The 17169-nt window shown below is 68.2% G+C and carries 15 protein-coding genes; 1 reads left to right on the forward strand and 14 read right to left on the reverse strand.

The window, feature by feature from the left end; translation table 11 throughout:
• The first annotated feature begins 215 nt into the window (after positions 1-215).
• Complete coding sequence (locus tag PV734_RS14555; protein ID WP_319289726.1) at positions 216-857, forward strand: hypothetical protein; 642 nt, start codon at positions 216-218, stop codon at positions 855-857.
• A 64-nt stretch (positions 858-921) separates the two neighbouring features.
• Here PV734_RS14555 and nuoN read toward each other — a convergent pair whose 3' ends face one another.
• The 14 genes from nuoN to PV734_RS14625 are packed head-to-tail and all read right to left on the reverse strand — an operon-like array spanning position 922 to position 16870.
• Positions 922-2571: an NADH-quinone oxidoreductase subunit NuoN gene (nuoN, locus tag PV734_RS14560; RefSeq protein ID WP_319090478.1), complete on the reverse strand. Its 1650-nt coding sequence runs from the start codon at positions 2569-2571 to the stop codon at positions 922-924.
• On the reverse strand, positions 2568-4139 hold the full coding sequence (locus PV734_RS14565) for an NADH-quinone oxidoreductase subunit M (protein ID WP_319289727.1): 1572 nt from the start codon (positions 4137-4139) through the stop codon (positions 2568-2570). The genes nuoN and PV734_RS14565 overlap by 4 nt, the downstream gene beginning before the upstream one ends.
• 5 nt (positions 4140-4144) lie before the next feature.
• Positions 4145-6040 (reverse strand): NADH-quinone oxidoreductase subunit L, encoded by a 1896-nt coding sequence (gene nuoL, locus PV734_RS14570; RefSeq protein WP_319289728.1) that lies wholly within the window; start codon positions 6038-6040, stop codon positions 4145-4147.
• A 14-nt stretch (positions 6041-6054) separates the two neighbouring features.
• Positions 6055-6354, reverse strand: coding sequence for an NADH-quinone oxidoreductase subunit NuoK (nuoK, locus tag PV734_RS14575; RefSeq protein WP_319289730.1), 300 nt, complete (start codon positions 6352-6354; stop codon positions 6055-6057).
• Positions 6351-7205, reverse strand: coding sequence for an NADH-quinone oxidoreductase subunit J (locus PV734_RS14580; protein WP_319090481.1), 855 nt, complete (start codon positions 7203-7205; stop codon positions 6351-6353). The genes nuoK and PV734_RS14580 overlap by 4 nt, the downstream gene beginning before the upstream one ends.
• Positions 7202-7813, reverse strand: coding sequence for an NADH-quinone oxidoreductase subunit NuoI (gene nuoI, locus PV734_RS14585; RefSeq protein WP_319090482.1), 612 nt, complete (start codon positions 7811-7813; stop codon positions 7202-7204). Before nuoI ends, PV734_RS14580 begins: the two co-directional genes overlap by 4 nt.
• Entirely contained in the window at positions 7806-9170 is a 1365-nt protein-coding gene (gene nuoH / locus PV734_RS14590; protein ID WP_319289732.1) for an NADH-quinone oxidoreductase subunit NuoH, read from the reverse strand. The genes nuoI and nuoH overlap by 8 nt, the downstream gene beginning before the upstream one ends.
• The gene (locus PV734_RS14595; RefSeq protein ID WP_319090485.1) at positions 9167-11671 is read right to left on the reverse strand and encodes an NADH-quinone oxidoreductase subunit G; all 2505 of its coding nucleotides are present in this window, start codon (positions 11669-11671) and stop codon (positions 9167-9169) included. Before PV734_RS14595 ends, nuoH begins: the two co-directional genes overlap by 4 nt.
• Positions 11668-13017 (reverse strand): NADH-quinone oxidoreductase subunit NuoF, encoded by a 1350-nt coding sequence (nuoF, locus tag PV734_RS14600; RefSeq protein WP_319090486.1) that lies wholly within the window; start codon positions 13015-13017, stop codon positions 11668-11670. The genes PV734_RS14595 and nuoF overlap by 4 nt, the downstream gene beginning before the upstream one ends.
• Positions 13014-13835, reverse strand: a complete 822-nt coding sequence (gene nuoE / locus PV734_RS14605; protein ID WP_319090704.1) for an NADH-quinone oxidoreductase subunit NuoE — start codon at positions 13833-13835, stop codon at positions 13014-13016. The genes nuoF and nuoE overlap by 4 nt, the downstream gene beginning before the upstream one ends.
• A 29-nt stretch (positions 13836-13864) precedes the next feature.
• A complete protein-coding gene (locus PV734_RS14610; RefSeq protein WP_319090487.1) occupies positions 13865-15187 on the reverse strand; it encodes an NADH-quinone oxidoreductase subunit D in 1323 nt (440 codons plus the stop codon).
• The gene (locus PV734_RS14615; protein WP_319090488.1) at positions 15184-15945 is read right to left on the reverse strand and encodes an NADH-quinone oxidoreductase subunit C; all 762 of its coding nucleotides are present in this window, start codon (positions 15943-15945) and stop codon (positions 15184-15186) included. The genes PV734_RS14610 and PV734_RS14615 overlap by 4 nt, the downstream gene beginning before the upstream one ends.
• Entirely contained in the window at positions 15942-16496 is a 555-nt protein-coding gene (locus tag PV734_RS14620) for a NuoB/complex I 20 kDa subunit family protein (RefSeq protein ID WP_006382209.1), read from the reverse strand. Before PV734_RS14620 ends, PV734_RS14615 begins: the two co-directional genes overlap by 4 nt.
• Positions 16497-16510: 14 nt before the next feature.
• Positions 16511-16870, reverse strand: a complete 360-nt coding sequence (locus PV734_RS14625; RefSeq protein WP_005476348.1) for an NADH-quinone oxidoreductase subunit A — start codon at positions 16868-16870, stop codon at positions 16511-16513.
• Between the last annotated feature and the right edge of the window lie 299 nt (positions 16871-17169).

Consider the following 17169-nt stretch of genomic DNA (forward strand, 5'->3'; position numbering starts at 1 on the left):
CAGGTCGCGCCCGTCCCGCCTCGTCCGTGTCTCCGGGCCTCTGGGCCGAAGCGGGGTGTTCAGCCCAATGGGCCCCTTCGCGTGGCGCCCCCGAACGGCCCGCGACACGCTGCTCGGGCGGGACGAGGGGAGGCCCGCACAACGGACCGGCGCGCCCCGCGCGCCCTGCGGACCGGCGCCTTCCGAGGTGCCTCTCCAGTTCAAGGAGTCCCCATATGCCCCGCCGCCGGCTCAAGCTCACCGTCGCCCTCGCCACGACCGCCGCATCCCTTTCCCTGGCCGTCGCCCCCGCGCACTCGGCGCCGAGCGACCCCGTCGACCCCACGGTCCTGACCGAGCTGGCCAAGACGCTCGAAGCGACGGCGAAGTACCAGTACGCCCCGTCCGCCGTGACGGACGGCTACAAGCCCTCCTTCTGCGGAGTCCATCCGACGGAGGGCGGCATGGGCTTCCACTACATCGACAAGGACCTCTACGGTTCACTCGATCCAGCGAAGCCGACCGCTCTGCTGTACGAGGACCGGACCAGCGAGGACTGGACGGACACGGCCGCCGACGCGAGCTGGGCCGACGACCTCGACTCGCTGGACGGGGACGCCCCCACTGTGGCCACCCCGAGCGCCGCCGGCGAGTCACGCAGGCTCGTCGGCGCGGAGTGGATCGTGGTCGACAAGGACCAGGACGTCAAGACCGACGACGACCGCCCGAGCCTGTTCGGTATGGCCTTCGACGGCCCGATGCCCGGCCACGTGGAAGGCATGCCGGTCCACTACGACCTGCACGTCTGGCTCTGGAAGGAGAACCCCAGCGGCATGTTCGCCCGCTGGAACCCGACGGTGACGTGCCCGACGCCGTGAACACGCGCCGGGCCCCGGTCCCACAAGGGGACCGGGGCCCGGCGCTTTCCGTGAAACCCGCTGGTCAGCGTACGAAGACGCCCGCCTGGTTCGCCAGGTCGAGGAAGTACTGCGGCGCCACACCCAGCACTACGGTGACTGCCACCCCCACCGCGATCGCCGTCATGGTCAACGGCGAGGGCACGGCGACGGTGGGTCCGTCGGGCTGCGGCTCGCTGAAGAACATCAGGACGATCACCCGGATGTAGAAGAACGCGGCGATGGCCGACGAGATCACACCGACGACGACCAGCGCTCCCGCCCCGCCCTCGGCCGCCGCCTTGAACACGGCGAACTTCCCGGCGAAACCGGAGGTCAGCGGAATGCCGGCGAAGGCCAGCAGGAACACCGCGAACACGGCGGCCACCAGCGGCGAACGGCGTCCGAGCCCCGCCCACTTGGACAGGTGGGTCGCCTCGCCTCCAGCATCCCGCACCAGGGTGACCACGGCGAACGCCCCGATCGTCACGAACGAGTACGCGCCCAGATAGAACAGCACGGACGAGACCCCGTCCGGTGTCATGGCGATGACACCGGCGAGGATGAACCCCGCGTGCGCGATGGACGAGTAGGCGAGCAGCCGCTTGATGTCGGTCTGGGTGATCGCGACGACCGCGCCACCCAGCATGGTGACGACCGCGACGCCCATCATGACCGGCCGCCAGTCCCAGCGCAGGCCCGGCAGCACCACGTAGAGCAGCCGCAGCAGCGCGCCGAACGCCGCCACCTTCGTCGCCGCCGCCATGAAACCCGTCACCGGGGTGGGCGCGCCCTGGTAGACGTCCGGCGTCCACATGTGGAACGGCACGGCGCCGACCTTGAAGAGCAGACCCATGACGATCATCGCGGCGCCGATGAGCAGCAGCACGTCGTTGCCCATGGTGTCGGCGAGCGCCGGGTCGACGTTCTTGATGGTGCCGTCGACGACCTGGGCGATCGTCCCGTAGGACACCGAGCCCGCATAGCCGTACAGCAGTGCGATGCCGAACAGGGTGAACGCGGAGGCGAAGGCGCCGAGCAGGAAGTACTTGACCGCGGCCTCCTGCGACATGAGCCGCTTGCGGCGGGCCAGGGCACACAGCAGGTACAGCGGGAGCGAGAAGATCTCCAGGGCCACGAACAGGGTCAGCAGGTCGTTGGCCGAGGGGAAGATCAGCATGCCGCCGATCGCGAACAACAGCAGCGGGAACACCTCGGTGGTGGTGAACCCCGCCTTCACCGCGGCCTTTTCGCTGTCGCTGCCCGGTACGGACGCGGCCTGCGCGGCGAACGAGTCGACGCGGTTGCCGTGCGCCTCGGGGTCGAGCCGCCGTTCGGCGAAGGTGAACAGGCCGACCAGTCCCGCGAGCAGGATCGTGCCCTGCAGGAACAGTGCGGGCCCGTCGACGGCGATCGCGCCCATGGCCGCGATGCCGGCCTTGGTGGTGCCGTATCCGCTCGTCGCGAGCCCCACGACCGCGGCGAACGCGGCGACAAGAGCGACGACGGACACGAACAGCTGTACGTAGTAGCGGGATTTGCGGGGCACGAACGCCTCGACCAGGATCCCGACGATCGCCGCGCCGATGACGATCAGGGTGGGCGACAACTGCCCGTATTCGATCTTCGGCGCGTCGATCTTGGAGATCGGGTCGGCCGCCGTTGTCCACAGGCTGTGGACGGCTGATGCGCTCACTTGGCCGCCTCCACCTCGGGCTGGGGGTCCTTCTTCTGGACGTCGGACATGGTCTGCTTGACCGCCGGGTTGACGATGTCGGTCAAGGGCTTCGGATAGACGCCCAGGAAGATCAGCAGCACGATCAGTGGTGTCACCACCACGAGTTCACGCACCCTGAGGTCCGGCATCTCGGCGACCTCCGCCTTCACCGGGCCCGTCATCGTCCGCTGGTAGAGGACGAGGGTGTAGAGCGCGGCGAGGACGATGCCGAAGGTGGCGATGATGCCGACCGCCGGGTAGCGCGCGAACGTGCCCACCAGGACCAGGAACTCGCTCACGAAGGGCGCGAGGCCCGGGAGCGACAAGGTCGCGAGCCCGCCGATCAGGAACGTGCCGGCGAGCACCGGGGCGACCTTCTGGACGCCTCCGTAGTCGGCGATGAGCCGTGAGCCGCGCCGCGAGATCAGGAAGCCGGCCACCAGCATCAGCGCGGCCGTCGAGATCCCGTGGTTGACCATGTACAGCGTCGCGCCCGACTGGCCCTGGCTGGTCATCGCGAAGATGCCCAGGATGATGAACCCGAAGTGCGAGATCGACGCGTACGCGACCAGCCGCTTGATGTCGCGTTGCCCGACGGCGAGCAGCGCCCCGTAGATGATGCTGATCAGCGCCAGTACGAGGATGACGGGCGTCGCCCACTTCGACGCCTCCGGGAACAGCTGGAGGCAGAAGCGGAGCATCGCGAAGGTGCCCACCTTGTCGACGACCGCCGTGATCAGCACGGCGACCGGTGTGGTGGCCTCCCCCATGGCGTTGGGCAGCCAGGTGTGCAGCGGCCACAGGGGCGCCTTCACCGCGAAGGCGAAGAAGAAGCCCAGGAACAGCCAGCGTTCGGTGTTCGTCGCCATGTGCAGCGAACCGTTGGCCCGGGCCTCGGCGATCTCCGTGAGCGAGAAGTTCCCCGCCACCACGTAGAGACCGATCACGGCCGCCAGCATGATCAGGCCGCCGACCAGGTTGTAGAGGAGGAACTTCACCGCCGCGTACGAGCGTTGCGTGGACGCCGTTTCCTCGCCGTGCTCGTGGGCACGGTCGCCGAAGCCGCCGATGAGGAAGTACATCGGGATGAGCATGGCTTCGAAGAAGATGTAGAAGAGAAAGACGTCGGTGGCCTCGAAGGAGATGATCACCATCGCCTCGACGGCCAGGATCAGCGCGAAGAAGCCCTGGGTGGGCCGCCAGCGCGTGTTTCCTGTCTCCAGGGGGTCGGCGTCGTGCCAGCCGGCCAGGATCACGAACGGGATCAGCAGTGCGGTGAGCGCGATGAGCGCCACGGCGATGCCGTCCACGCCCAGCTCGTACCGCACCCCGAAGTCCTTGATCCAGGCACGGGATTCGGTGAGCTGGTAGCGGTCACCGCCCGGGTCGAAGCGCACCAGGACGATCGCGGCGAGCGCGAGAGTGGCGAGCGAGACGATCAACGCCAGCCACTTGGCGGCGGTGCGCCGGGCAGCCGGCACGGCCGCCGTGGCGATCGCTCCGAGGGCCGGGAGCGCCGCCGTCGCTGTCAGGAGGGGAAAGGACATCGGTATCAGACCGCCCTCATCAGCAGGGTCGCGGCGATGAGGATCGCCGCACCGCCGAACATCGAGACCGCGTACGAGCGCGCGTAGCCGTTCTGCAGCTTGCGGAGCCGTCCGGAGAGGCCGCCCATGGAGGCCGCCGTACCGTTGACGACCCCGTCGACCAGGGTGTGGTCGACGTAGACGAGGGAGCGGGTGAGGTGCTCCCCGCCGCGTACGAGGACGACGTGGTTGAAGTCGTCCTGGAGGAGGTCGCGGCGGGCGGCCCGGGTGAGCAGCGACCCGCGCGGGGCGACGACCGGGACCGGACGGCGCCCGTACTGGAGGTACGCGGCGCCGACGCCGATGACGAGCACGACCATGGTGGACAGGGTGACCGTGAGGGCGCTGACCGGCGGGTTCCCGTGCGAGTGCTCGGTGACGGGCTCCAGCCAGTGCAGGAAGCGGTCGCCGATGCCGAAGATCCCGCCCGCGAAGACCGACCCGAAGGCGAGCACGATCATGGGGATCGTCATGGACTTCGGGGACTCGTGCGGGTGCGGTTCGTTGCCGTTCTCGTCGGGCTGCCAGCGCTTCTCGCCGAAGAACGTCATGAGCATCACGCGCGTCATGTAGTACGCGGTGATGGCCGCGCCGAGCAGAGCGACTCCGCCGAGGATCCAGCCCTCGGTGCCGCCCTTGGCGAACGCCGCCTCGATGATCTTGTCCTTGGAGAAGAAGCCGGACAGACCGGGGAAGCCGATGATGGCAAGGTACCCGAGACCGAAGGTCACGAAGGTGACGGGCATGTGCTTGCGGAGGCCGCCGTACTTGCGCATGTCGACCTCGTCGTTCATGCCGTGCATGACCGAGCCGGCGCCGAGGAACAGACCGGCCTTGAAGAAGCCGTGGGTCACCAGGTGCATGATCGCGAAGACGTAGCCGATGGGCCCGAGTCCGGACGCGAGGATCATGTAGCCGATCTGCGACATGGTCGAGCCGGCCAGCGCCTTCTTGATGTCGTCCTTCGCGCAACCGACGATCGCACCGAAGAGGAGCGTGACGGCTCCGACCACGGTGACCACCAACTGGGCGTCGGGCGCCGCGTTGAAGATCTCCCCGGAGCGGACGATCAGGTACACACCGGCGGTCACCATCGTCGCCGCGTGGATGAGGGCCGAGACCGGGGTCGGGCCCTCCATCGCGTCCCCGAGCCAGGACTGCAGGGGCACCTGGGCGGACTTGCCGCAGGCCGCGAGCAGCAGCATCAGGGCGATCGCGGTGAGCTTGCCCTCACCCGTCCCACCGGTGGCTTCGAGGACCGGCCCGAAGGCGAAGGTCCCGAAGGTGGTGAACATCAGCATGATGGCGATCGACAGGCCCATGTCGCCGACGCGGTTGACCAGGAAGGCCTTCTTCGCGGCGGTCGCGGCACTGGGCTTGTGCTGCCAGAAGCCGATCAGGAGGTACGAGGCGAGGCCGACGCCCTCCCAGCCGACGTACAGCAGGAGGTAGTTGTCGGCGAGGACGAGCAGCAGCATCGCCGCGAGGAACAGGTTCAGATAGCCGAAGAAGCGGCGGCGGCGCTCGTCGTGCTCCATGTACCCGATCGAGTACACGTGGATCAGCGAGCCGACGCCGGTGATCAGCAGGACGAACGTCATCGACAGCTGGTCGAGCTGGAAGGCGACGTCGGCCTGGAAACCCTCGACGGGGACCCAGCTGAACAGGTGCTGCATGAGGGCGCGGTGTTCGGCGTCCTTGCCCAGCATGTCGACGAAGAGAACCACGCCGATCACGAAGGAGGCGGCCGCCAGGGCCGTGCCGATCCAGTGGCCGACGGCGTCCAGCCGTCGGCCGCCGCACAGCAGTACCACCGCTCCGAGCAGAGGCGCCGCCACCAGCAGCGCAATCAGATTGTCCACGATTCAGCGACCCCTTACAGCTTCATCAGGCTGGCGTCGTCGACCGAGGCCGAGTGGCGGGAACGGAAGAGCGACACGATGATCGCGAGCCCGACGACGACCTCCGCGGCGGCGACGACCATCGTGAAGAAGGCGATGACCTGGCCGTCGAGATTGCCGTGCATCCGGGAGAAGGTGACGAACGCGAGGTTGCAGGCGTTGAGCATCAGCTCGACGCACATGAAGACGACGATCGCGTTGCGCCTGATCAGGACGCCGGTGGCGCCGATCGTGAACAACAGGACGGCGAGATAGAGGTAGTTGACCGGGTTCACTTGGACGCCTCCCCACTGTTCGAGCGACCGTTCGAGCCGATGTTGGTGCGCTCCAGACGGTCCTCGGCGCGCTGTTCCAGGGCCTTGAGGTCGTTGATGGCCTCGGCGGACACATCGCGGATCTGGCCGCGCTGACGCAGCGTCTGCATGACGGACAGCTCGGCCGGGGTGCCGTCGGGCAGCAGACCCGCGACATCCACCGCGTTGTGCCTGGCGTACACACCGGGGGCGGGCAGCGGCGGCAGGTGCTTGCCGTCCCGCACGCGCTGTTCGGCCAGTTCGCGCTGGGTCTTGGCGCGCTCGGTGCGCTCGCGGTGCGTGAGCACCATGGCGCCGACGGCGGCCGTGATCAGCAGCGCGCCGGTGATCTCGAAGGCGAACACGTACTTCGTGAAGATGAGGGCGGCCAGGCCCTCCACGTTGCCGTTCGCGTTGGCCTGACCGAGACCGGTGAACTCCTTCAGGGAGGCGTTTCCGATGCCCGCGACCAGCAGGATGCCGAAGCCGAGCCCGCACACCAGGGCCAGCCAGCGCTGACCCTTGATGGTCTCCTTGAGGGAGTCCGCGGCGGTGACACCGACGAGCATGACCACGAAGAGGAACAGCATCATGATCGCGCCGGTGTAGACGACGATCTGGACGACGCCCAGGAAGTAGGCGCCGTTGGCCAGGTAGAACACCGCCAGGATGATCATGGTTCCGGCGAGACAGAGCGCGCTGTGGACGGCCCTTCTCATGAAGACGGTGCACAGGGCTCCGGCCACGGCGACGGTGCCGAGCACCCAGAACTGGAACGCCTCACCCGTGGAGGTGTCGGCGGCGAGAGTGGCCGTGGCGGCGAGCGCGCTCATGCGCCCACCCCCTCTTCTTCCGCCTTCTCACCCTTGGAAACGGCGACCTGGCGGACCGTGCCGGGCGCGGCCTCGGTGACCAGCCCCCGGTAGTAGTCCTGTTCGTCGGTGCCCGGGAAGATCGAGTGGGGCGATTCGACCATGCCCTCGTCGAGTCCGGCGAGCAGCTGTTCCTTGGTGTAGATGAGGTTGGCGCGGCTGCTGTCGGCCAGCTCGAACTCGTTCGTCATCGTCAACGCGCGCGTGGGGCACGCCTCGATGCACAGGCCGCACAGGATGCAGCGGGCGTAGTTGATCTGGTAGACCGCGCCGTACCGCTCACCCGGCGAGTAGCGTTCCTCGTCGGTGTTGTCGGCGCCCTCCACATAGATGGCGTCCGCGGGGCAGGCCCAGGCACACAGTTCGCAGCCCACGCACTTCTCCAGGCCGTCCGGATGGCGGTTGAGCTGGTGCCGTCCGTGGAACCGGGGAGCGGTGGTCTTCTCCTGCTCGGGGTACTGCTCGGTCAGCCGCTTCTTGAACATGGCCTTGAAGGTCACGCCGAAGCCGGCCACGGGGTTCTGGAAGCCGGGCTTCGACTGCCCGGTCTCCTTCGGCTCCTCAGCCATCGGACGCCTCCTTTCCATCCAGAGATCCGTCACTGCCAGTATCCGGCCCACCACTGACAATCAACTCGCGCTCTCGGCGCGGGCGCCTGCGGGGCACCGCCGGCGCCTCCTGTCCCGGCAGTGGTGGTACGGGGAATCCGCCCGCCATCGGGTCGAAGGCGACGGGCTCGGCGGCGGCCGCCTCCTGCGCCTTGCCCCGGTCGCGGAAGATGTCGGCCACGAAGGAGAGCAACAGCAGGGCGAGGACACCGCCGCCCACGTAGAGGGCGATGTCGGCGAAGTCGTAGTTCTCGTTGCGCAGGGTCCGTACGGTCGCGACGAGCATCAGCCAGACCAGCGAGACCGGGATGAGGACCTTCCAGCCGAGCTTCATCAACTGGTCGTAGCGGACACGCGGGAGCGTGCCGCGCAGCCAGATGAAGAAGAACAGCAGCAGCTGCACCTTGATGACGAACCAGGCCATCGGCCACCAGCCGTGGTTGGCGCCCTCCCAGAAGGTGCTGATGGGCCATGGGGCCCGCCAGCCGCCCAGGAAGAGCGTCACCGACACGGCCGAGACGGTCACCATGTTGACGTACTCGGCGAGCATGAACAGCGCGAACTTGATGGACGAGTACTCGGTGTTGAAGCCGCCGACCAGGTCGCCCTCGGACTCCGGCATGTCGAAGGGGGCGCGGTTGGTCTCGCCGATCATCGTCACGATGTAGATGAGGAAGGACACCGGCAGCAGGACGACGTACCAGCGGTCGTGCTGCTGTTCGACGATGGTCGAGGTCGACATCGACCCGGAGTAGAGGAACACCGAGGCGAAGGCGGCGCCCATCGCGATCTCGTACGAGATCATCTGGGCGCAGGACCGCAGACCGCCCAGCAGGGGGTAGGTCGATCCGGAGCTCCAGCCCGCGAGCACGATGCCGTAGATACCGACCGAGGCGACCGCGAGGACATAGAGCATCGCGATCGGCAGGTCGGTGAGCTGCATCGTCGTACGGGTGCCGAAGATCGAGACCTCGTTGTCGGCCGGTCCGAAGGGGATGACCGCGATAGCCATGAAGGCCGGGATGGCCGCGATGACCGGCGCGAGGACGTAGACCACTTTGTCCGCGCGCTTGACGATCAGGTCTTCCTTGAGCATCAGTTTGACGCCGTCGGCGAGCGACTGGAGCATCCCCCAGGGGCCGTGCCGGTTGGGGCCGACGCGCAGCTGCATCCAGGCGACGACCTTGCGTTCCCACACGATGGAGAACAGCACGGTGATCATCAGGAAGGCGAAGCAGAAGACCGCCTTGACGACGACCAGCCACCAGGGGTCGGTGCCGAACATGGAGAGGTCTTCAGCGGCGAGGTACGGGCTCATGCCTCCACCTCCTTGGGTGCGTCGGAGGCGAGGGTCGCCGGGCCGATGCGGACGAGTGCGCCGGGCAGCGCCCCGGTGTCGGAGGCGACGCCGCCTCCGGTCGAGTTCAACGGCAGCCAGACCACTCGGTCGGGCATCTCGGTGACCATGAGGGGGAGTTCGACCGTCCCGGCGGTACCGGTGACGGCGAGCAGATCGCCGTCCTTGACCCCCGCTTCGGCGGCCGTCGCGGCCGACACGCGCGCGTGTGCGGCGTGCCGCGTCCCGGCGAGGGCGTCGTCGCCCTCCTGGAGGCGCCCCTGGTCGAGGAGCAGGCGGTGCCCGGCGAGCACCGCTTCCCCGGCGGCCGGGCGCGGCAACTGGGCGCCGATCTCCAGCGGGTTGCCGGCCCGCGTGCCGTCCCAGACCCCGAGCCGGTCCAGTTCCAGTCGCGCGGTGCGCAGATCCGGCAGGCCGAGGTGTACGTCCATGGCGTCGGCGAGCATCTGGAGCACGCGGGCGTCAGACGGTGCCAGGCGCCGGGTCATCTGGTCGGGCTTGAGCGCGGCCTCGAAGGGGCGGCCCCGGCCCTCCCAGTTGAGGAAGGTGCCCGCCTTCTCGGCGACCGCGGCGACCGGGAGTACGACATCCGCGTGCTCGGTGACCTCGCTGGGCCGCAGTTCCAGAGACACCAGGAAGCCCACTTCGCGCAGAGCCGCACGCGCGCGTGCCGGATCCGGCAGGTCGGCGACCTCGACGCCGGCGACCACCAGCGCCTGCAACTCGCCTCCGGCGGCGGCCTCGACGATCTGGCCGGTGTCGCGGCCGAAGCGGTGCGGAAGCTCAGCCACGCCCCAGGCGACGGCGACCTCGTCCCGCGCGCGCGGGTCGGTCGCCGGACGTCCGCCCGGCAGCAGCGACGGCAGCGCGCCGGCCTCGACGGCACCGCGTTCCCCGGCCCGGCGCGGGATCCACACCAGCTGGGCGCCGGTCGTGGAAGCTGCCCGTACGGCGGCGGTGAGCCCGCCCGCGACGGCGGCGAGCCGCTCTCCCACGACGATCACCGCGCCCTCGGTGCGCAGCGCCTCGGCGGCCTTCGCCCCGCTCTCCTCCAGCCCGAACCCGCTCCCGAGCGCGTCCAGCCACTCGGTCTCGGTGCCGGGGGCGGCGGGCAGCAGCGTGCCGCCGGCCTTCTCCAGGCCGCGTGTCGCATGGGTGGCGAGGGAGAAGACCTTCTGTCCGTGTCCCCGCCAGGCCTTGCGCAGCCGCAGGAAGACGCCGGGCGCCTCCTCCTCGGACTCGAAGCCGACCAGCAGGACCGCGGGCGCCTTCTCCAGGGAGGCGTACGTGACGCCCGTACCGTCGAGGTCGCGTCCGCGTCCGCCGATTCGGGCGGCCAGGAAGTCGGCCTCCTCGGCGCTGTGCACGCGCGCGCGGAAGTCGATGTCGTTGGTGTCGAGGGCCACGCGCGCGAACTTGCTGTACGCGTAGGCGTCCTCGACCGTGAGCCGGCCGCCGGTGAGAACGCCCGTACGGCTGCGGGCCGCGAGGAGTCCCTGTGCCGCCGCTTCCAGCGCCTCGGGCCAGGAGGCGGGCTCCAGGACGCCGTCGGCGTTGCGTACCAGGGGCGTGTGGAGCCGGTCCGGCTTCTGCGCGTAACGGAAGCCGAAGCGCCCCTTGTCGCAGATCCACTCCTCGTTGACCTCGGGCTCGTTGGCCGCGAGGCGCCGCATGACCTTGCCGCGCCGGTGGTCGGTGCGGGTGGCGCAGCCGCCTGAGCAGTGCTCGCACACCGAGGGCGAGGACACGAGGTCGAAGGGGCGGGAGCGGAAGCGATACGCCGCCGAGGTCAGCGCCCCGACCGGGCAGATCTGGATCGTGTTCCCGGAGAAGTACGACTCGAAGGGGTCGCCCTCACCGGTACCGACCTGCTGGAGCGCGCCGCGCTCGATCAGCTCGATCATCGGGTCGCCCGCGATCTGGTTGGAGAAGCGGGTGCAGCGGGCGCACAGCACGCACCGCTCGCGGTCGAGCAGCACCTGCGTGGAGATCGGCACCGGCTTCTCGTAGGTCCGCTTCTTGCCCTCGAAGCGGGACTCCGCCTGACCGTGCGACATGGCCTGGTTCTGCAGGGGGCACTCGCCGCCCTTGTCGCAGACCGGGCAGTCGAGCGGGTGGTTGATGAGGAGCAGCTCCATCACCCCGTGCTGGGCCTTTTCGGCCACGGGTGAGGTGAGGTGAGTCTTGACGACCATCCCGTCCGTACAGGTGATCGTGCAGGACGCCATGGGCTTGCGCTGGCCCTCGACCTCGACGATGCACTGGCGGCAGGCGCCGGCCGGGTCGAGGAGGGGGTGGTCGCAGAAGCGCGGGATCTCGATGCCGAGTTGTTCGGCGGCGCGGATCACCAGGGTGCCCTTGGGCACGCTGATGTCGATGCCGTCGATCTTCAGCGCGACGAGATCTTCCGGCGGGACCGCCGCGTCGCCCCCTCCGGAGGGAGCGCTCGTGGTCACCGTCATGCGTTCACCTCCGTGCGGTCGGCCCAGGCCGTGGACTTGGCCGGGTCGAAGGGGCAGCCCCGGCCCGTGATGTGGTCCTCGTACTCCTCGCGGAAGTACTTGAGGGAGGAGAAGATCGGCGAGGCGGCGCCGTCGCCGAGGGCGCAGAAGGACTTGCCGTTGATGTTGTCGGCGATGTCGTTCAGCTTGTCGAGGTCGGACATGACGCCCTTGCCGGCCTCGATGTCGCGCAGCAACTGCACGAGCCAGTACGTCCCTTCGCGGCAGGGCGTGCACTTGCCGCAGGACTCGTGGGCGTAGAACTCGGTCCAGCGGGTGACCGCCCGGACGACACAGGTGGTCTCGTCGAAGCACTGGAGTGCTTTTGTGCCGAGCATGGAACCCGCGGCGCCCACTCCTTCGTAGTCAAGAGGGACGTCGAGGTGCTCGTCGGTGAACATCGGTGTCGAGGAGCCGCCGGGTGTCCAGAACTTCAGCCGGTGGCCGGAGCGCATCCCGCCGCTCATGTCGAGGAGTTGGCGGAGCGTGATGCCGAGCGGGGCCTCGTACTGGCCCGGGTTGGTGACATGGCCGCTGAGCGAGTAGAGCGTGAAGCCCGGAGACTTCTCGCTCCCCATCGAGCGGAACCATTCTTTGCCCTTTTGCAGAATCGCGGGAACTGACGCGATCGACTCGACGTTATTTACAACAGTTGGGCACGCATAGAGCCCTGCGACAGCAGGAAAGGGGGGACGGAGCCGCGGTTGACCCCGGCGGCCTTCGAGCGAGTCGAGCAGTGCGGTCTCTTCACCACAGATGTACGCGCCCGCGCCCGCGTGCACGGTGAGTTCGAGGTCGAGTCCGCTGCCGAGTGCGTCCTTGCCGAGGTAGCCCGCCGCGTAGGCCTCACGTACGGCCTCGTGCAACCGCCGCAGCACTGGTACGACTTCACCGCGCAGATAGATGAAGGCATGCGAAGACCTGATGGCATAACACGCGATCACAATGCCCTCGATGAGGCTATGCGGGTTCGCGAAGAGGAGCGGGATGTCCTTACAGGTTCCCGGCTCCGATTCGTCGGCGTTGACAACTAGATAGTGTGGCTTTCCATCACCCTGAGGAATGAACTGCCATTTCATTCCCGTAGGGAATCCCGCACCACCGCGACCGCGCAGACCGGACTCCTTGACGTACGCGATGAGGTCGTCCGGGGTCATCGCGAGGGCCTTGCGGAGTCCCTCGTACCCTTCGTGCCTTCGGTAGACGTCCAGGCTCCAGGACCGGTCCTCGTCCCAGAAGGCCGACAGCACGGGTGCGAGCAGCTTCTCGGGGCTGGTCTCGTTGATTTCAGGTGCCATTGTCATCACTCCCCCTCCTCGGTGACGGGCCCCGCCGGGTGGGAGGGGTCGGAAGCCGCCGTGTCCTGCGGCGCGTCGTGCGAGCTGAGGTGCTCGGCGGCGGACGACGAGGCCTGCGGCGATGTGCCCCTGGAGTCGCCGCCCCTGGGGTGCACCACGCGCGCGGGGCTCTCGCCCTTGGCCAACCGGAGCCCGATCAGCGAGGCGGGACCCGCGCTGCCGCTCGCCTCGACGGCCCCGTCCCTGGTGTCGGGGAAACCCGCCAGGATGCGGGCGGTGTCCTTGAACGTGCACAGGGGGGCACCGCGCGTGGGTTCGACCTCGACGCCCGCGCGCAGGTCGTCGACGAGGCGCTTGGCACTGGCCGGCGTCTGGTTGTCGAAGAACTCCCAGTTGACCATCACGACGGGTGCGAAGTCGCAGGCCGCGTTGCACTCGATGTGCTCCAGGGTGACCTTGCCGTCCTCGGTCGTCCCGCCGTTGGCGACACCGAGGTGCTCCTGGAGGGTCTCGAAGATGGCGTCGCCGCCCAGCACCGCGCACAGGGTGTTCGTGCAGACGCCCACCTGGTAGTCGCCGGAGGGGCCCCGGCGGTACATGGAGTAGAAGGTGGCGACCGCGGTGACCTCGGCCGTGGTCAGGCCCAGCATGTCCGCGCAGAACCGCATCCCGGTGCGCGTGACATGACCCTCCTCCGACTGCACGAGATGCAGCAACGGAAGGAGGGCGGACCTGGAGTCCGGGTAGCGGGAGATGACCTCGCGGGAGTCCGCTTCGAGCCGGGCTCGAACATCGTCCGGGTAGTCGGGCGCGGGCAGTTGGGGCATGCCCAGGCTGACGCCCTCGGGGGTGGTGGTCACCGGTCGACGCCTCCCATCACGGGGTCGATGGACGCGACGGCGACGATGACGTCGGCGACCTGGCCGCCCTCGCACATCGCCGCCATGGCCTGCAGGTTGGTGAAGGACGGGTCCCGGAAGTGGACCCGGAAGGGGCGGGTGCCTCCGTCGGAGACGGCGTGCACCCCGAGTTCGCCCTTGGGTGACTCGACAGCCGCGTACGCCTGTCCCGGCGGGACGCGGAAACCCTCGGTCACCAGCTTGAAGTGGTGGATCAGGGCCTCCATGGAGGTGCCCATGATGTTCTTGATGTGGTCCAGGGAGTTGCCCAGTCCGTCCGGTCCCAGGGCGAGCTGGGCAGGCCAGGCGATCTTCTTGTCGGTGACCATGACCGGGCCGGGCTGCAGCCGGTCCAGGCACTGCTCGACGATCCTGAGCGACTGGCGCATCTCCTCCAGGCGGATCAGGAAGCGGCCGTAGGAGTCGCAGGAGTCCGCGGTGGGGACGTCGAAGTCGAACGCCTCGTAGCCGCAGTAGGGCTGGGACTTGCGCAGGTCGTGCGGGAGGCCGGTGGAGCGCAGGATCGGGCCGGTGGCGCCGAGGGCCATGCAGCCGGCCAGGTCGAGGTGACCGACGTCCTGCATGCGGGCCTTGAAGATGGGGTTCCCGGTGGCGAGCTTGTCGTACTCGGGAAGGTTCTTCCTCATCTTCTTCACGAACTCGCGGATGTGGTCCACCGCGCCGGGCGGCAGGTCCTGGGCGAGTCCGCCGGGCCGGATGTACGCGTGGTTCATCCGCAGGCCCGTGATGAGCTCGTAGATGTCGAGAATCATTTCACGATCACGGAATCCGTAGATCATGATCGTGGTGGCGCCCAGTTCCATCCCGCCGGTGGCGATGCACACGAGGTGCGAGGACAGCCGGTTGAGCTCCATGAGGAGCACGCGGACGAGGGTGGCGCGGTCGGGGATCTGGTCCTCGATGCCGAGGAGCTTCTCGACGGCGAGACAGTAGGCGGTCTCGTTGAAGAAGGACGTCAGGTAGTCCATGCGTGTGACGAAGGTCGTGCCCTGCGTCCAGGTGCGGAACTCGAGGTTCTTCTCGATGCCGGTGTGCAGATAGCCGATGCCGCAGCGGGCCTCGGTGACCGTCTCTCCGTCGATCTCCAGGATGAGGCGGAGCACTCCGTGGGTGGAGGGGTGCTGCGGGCCCATGTTGACGACGATGCGCTCGTCGTCGGCACGGGCCGCGGACTGGACGACCTCGTCCCAGTCGCCACCGGTGACCGTGTACACGGCGCCCTCGGTGGTGTCGCGCGGAGTTGCGTGCTGCGTGCTCATGAGTACGACCTCCGCTGGTCCGGAGCCGGGATCTGGGCGCCCTTGTACTCGACGGGGATGCCGCCGAGGGGGTAGTCCTTGCGCTGCGGATGGCCCGGCCAGTCGTCCGGCATCATGATCCGGGTGAGGGCCGGGTGGCCGTCGAAGACGATCCCGAAGAAGTCGTACGTCTCGCGTTCGTGCCAGTCGTTCGTCGGATAGACGGAGACCAGCGACGGGACATGCGGGTCGCTGTCCGGGGCGCTGACTTCGAGGCGGATCAGCCTGTTGTGGGTGATCGAGCGCAGGTGGTAGACGGCGTGCAGCTCACGGCCCTTGTCGTGCGGGTAGTGGACTCCGCTCACGCCCGTGCAGAGCTCGAAGCGCAGGGCGGGGTCGTCGCGCAGGGTCTGGGCGACGGCGAGCAGGTACGCGCGTTCGACGTGGAACGTCAGCTCGTCACGGTCGACGACCGTCTTCTCGATCACGTTCTCGGGGACCAGCCCCTGTTCCTCCAGGGCGCCTTCGAGTTCGTCGGCGACCTCGTCGAACCAGCCGCCGTACGGCCTCGCCGAGTCGCCCGGCAGCCGGACGGAACGGACCAGGCCGCCGTAACCGGAGGTGTCGCCGCCGTTGTTGGCGCCGAACATGCCGCGCTGGACGCGGATCTCCTCGCCGCCGTCGCCGCGCTGGCCGGGGAGGTTGGACGCGGCGAGGTCCTTCTCGGGGTTGACCCCCTCGGCCGGCCTGTCCGCTCCGGTGCCGTTCGCGTCGCTCATCGCAGCAGCCCCTTCATCTCGATCGTGGGCAGTGCCTTGAGCGCGGCCTCCTCCGCCTCGCGGGCCGCTTCCTCCGCGTTCACCCCGAGCTTGGAGCTCTGGATCTTCTGGTGGAGCTTGAGGATCGCGTCGATCAGCATCTCGGGCCGCGGCGGGCAGCCGGGCAGATAGATGTCGACCGGCACGATGTGGTCGACGCCCTGCACGATGGCGTAGTTGTTGAACATGCCGCCCGACGAGGCACAGACCCCCATGGAGATCACCCACTTGGGGTTGGGCATCTGGTCGTAGACCTGCCGCAGCACCGGCGCCATCTTCTGGCTGACCCGGCCGGCCACGATCATCAGGTCCGCCTGGCGGGGTGAGCCGCGGAAGACCTCCATGCCGAAGCGCGCCAGGTCGTAGCGGCCCGCGCCGGTGGTCATCATCTCGATGGCGCAGCAGGCGAGTCCGAACGTGGCGGGGAAGACGGACGCCTTGCGCACCCAGCCCGCGGCCTGCTCGACGGTGGTCAGCAGGAATCCGCTCGGCAGTTTTTCTTCGAGTCCCATGTCTTAGAGGCCCCTCAGTCCCATTCCAGGCCGCCGCGCCGCCATACGTACGCGTACGCGACAAAGACGGTGAGCACGAAGAGCAACATCTCCACGAGCCCGAAAACACCCAGGGCGTCGAAGGTGACGGCCCAGGGGTAGAGGAAGACGATCTCGATGTCGAAGACGATGAAGAGCATCGCCGTCAGGTAGTACTTGATGGGGAATCGCCCACCGCCGGCCGGCGTGGGTGTCGGCTCGATCCCGCATTCATAAGCTTCTAGTTTGGCCCGGTTGTACCGCTTCGGGCCGATGAGCGAAGCCATGATCACGGAGAAGATCGCAAAGCCTGCCCCGAGGGCTCCCAGTACGAGGATGGGCGCATACGCGTTCACCGCTCCTCGCTCCTCTCAGTCGGCACTGACTGCTGGCGATTGCTTGGGGCCCGCGCCGCCCCGTCCGCCCTGCGAACCCCGCCCGTCCCGGCGAAGATCGAGAACATGTGAAGCAGGTCACAAGCCCAACTGCCCCGCATCCTATGCCCGGCGGTCTGTGATCTGCGACACGGGGTATTGCCGAACCTTTGTGATCTCCACCACCTGACGAAGGATCATGAAGTCGGATGAGCGGTGATCTTCACACTCGAAGCGTCCACGTGATCACCAGAGGTGACATTTTCCCCGGTTACCGCTGG

Source organism: Streptomyces sp. AK08-02, assembly GCF_033795085.1.
GTDB classification, from domain to species: Bacteria; Actinomycetota; Actinomycetes; order Streptomycetales; family Streptomycetaceae; genus Streptomyces; species Streptomyces echiniscabiei.

What these genes read in the sequence shown, in the direction of transcription:
- PV734_RS14555 (WP_319289726.1), top strand. Translation starts at nt 216, where the DNA reads ATGCCCCGCCGCCGGCTCAAGCTCACCGTCGCCCTCGCCACGACCGCC.
- PV734_RS14565 (WP_319289727.1), bottom strand. Translation starts at nt 4,139, where the DNA reads ATGTCCTTTCCCCTCCTGACAGCGACGGCGGCGCTCCCGGCCCTCGGA.
- PV734_RS14580 (WP_319090481.1), bottom strand. Translation starts at nt 7,205, where the DNA reads ATGAGCGCGCTCGCCGCCACGGCCACTCTCGCCGCCGACACCTCCACG.
- nuoI (WP_319090482.1), bottom strand. Translation starts at nt 7,813, where the DNA reads ATGGCTGAGGAGCCGAAGGAGACCGGGCAGTCGAAGCCCGGCTTCCAG.
- nuoH (WP_319289732.1), bottom strand. Translation starts at nt 9,170, where the DNA reads ATGAGCCCGTACCTCGCCGCTGAAGACCTCTCCATGTTCGGCACCGAC.
- PV734_RS14595 (WP_319090485.1), bottom strand. Translation starts at nt 11,671, where the DNA reads ATGACGGTGACCACGAGCGCTCCCTCCGGAGGGGGCGACGCGGCGGTC.
- nuoE (WP_319090704.1), bottom strand. Translation starts at nt 13,835, where the DNA reads ATGCCCCAACTGCCCGCGCCCGACTACCCGGACGATGTTCGAGCCCGG.
- PV734_RS14610 (WP_319090487.1), bottom strand. Translation starts at nt 15,187, where the DNA reads ATGAGCACGCAGCACGCAACTCCGCGCGACACCACCGAGGGCGCCGTG.
- PV734_RS14615 (WP_319090488.1), bottom strand. Translation starts at nt 15,945, where the DNA reads ATGAGCGACGCGAACGGCACCGGAGCGGACAGGCCGGCCGAGGGGGTC.
- PV734_RS14620 (WP_006382209.1), bottom strand. Translation starts at nt 16,496, where the DNA reads ATGGGACTCGAAGAAAAACTGCCGAGCGGATTCCTGCTGACCACCGTC.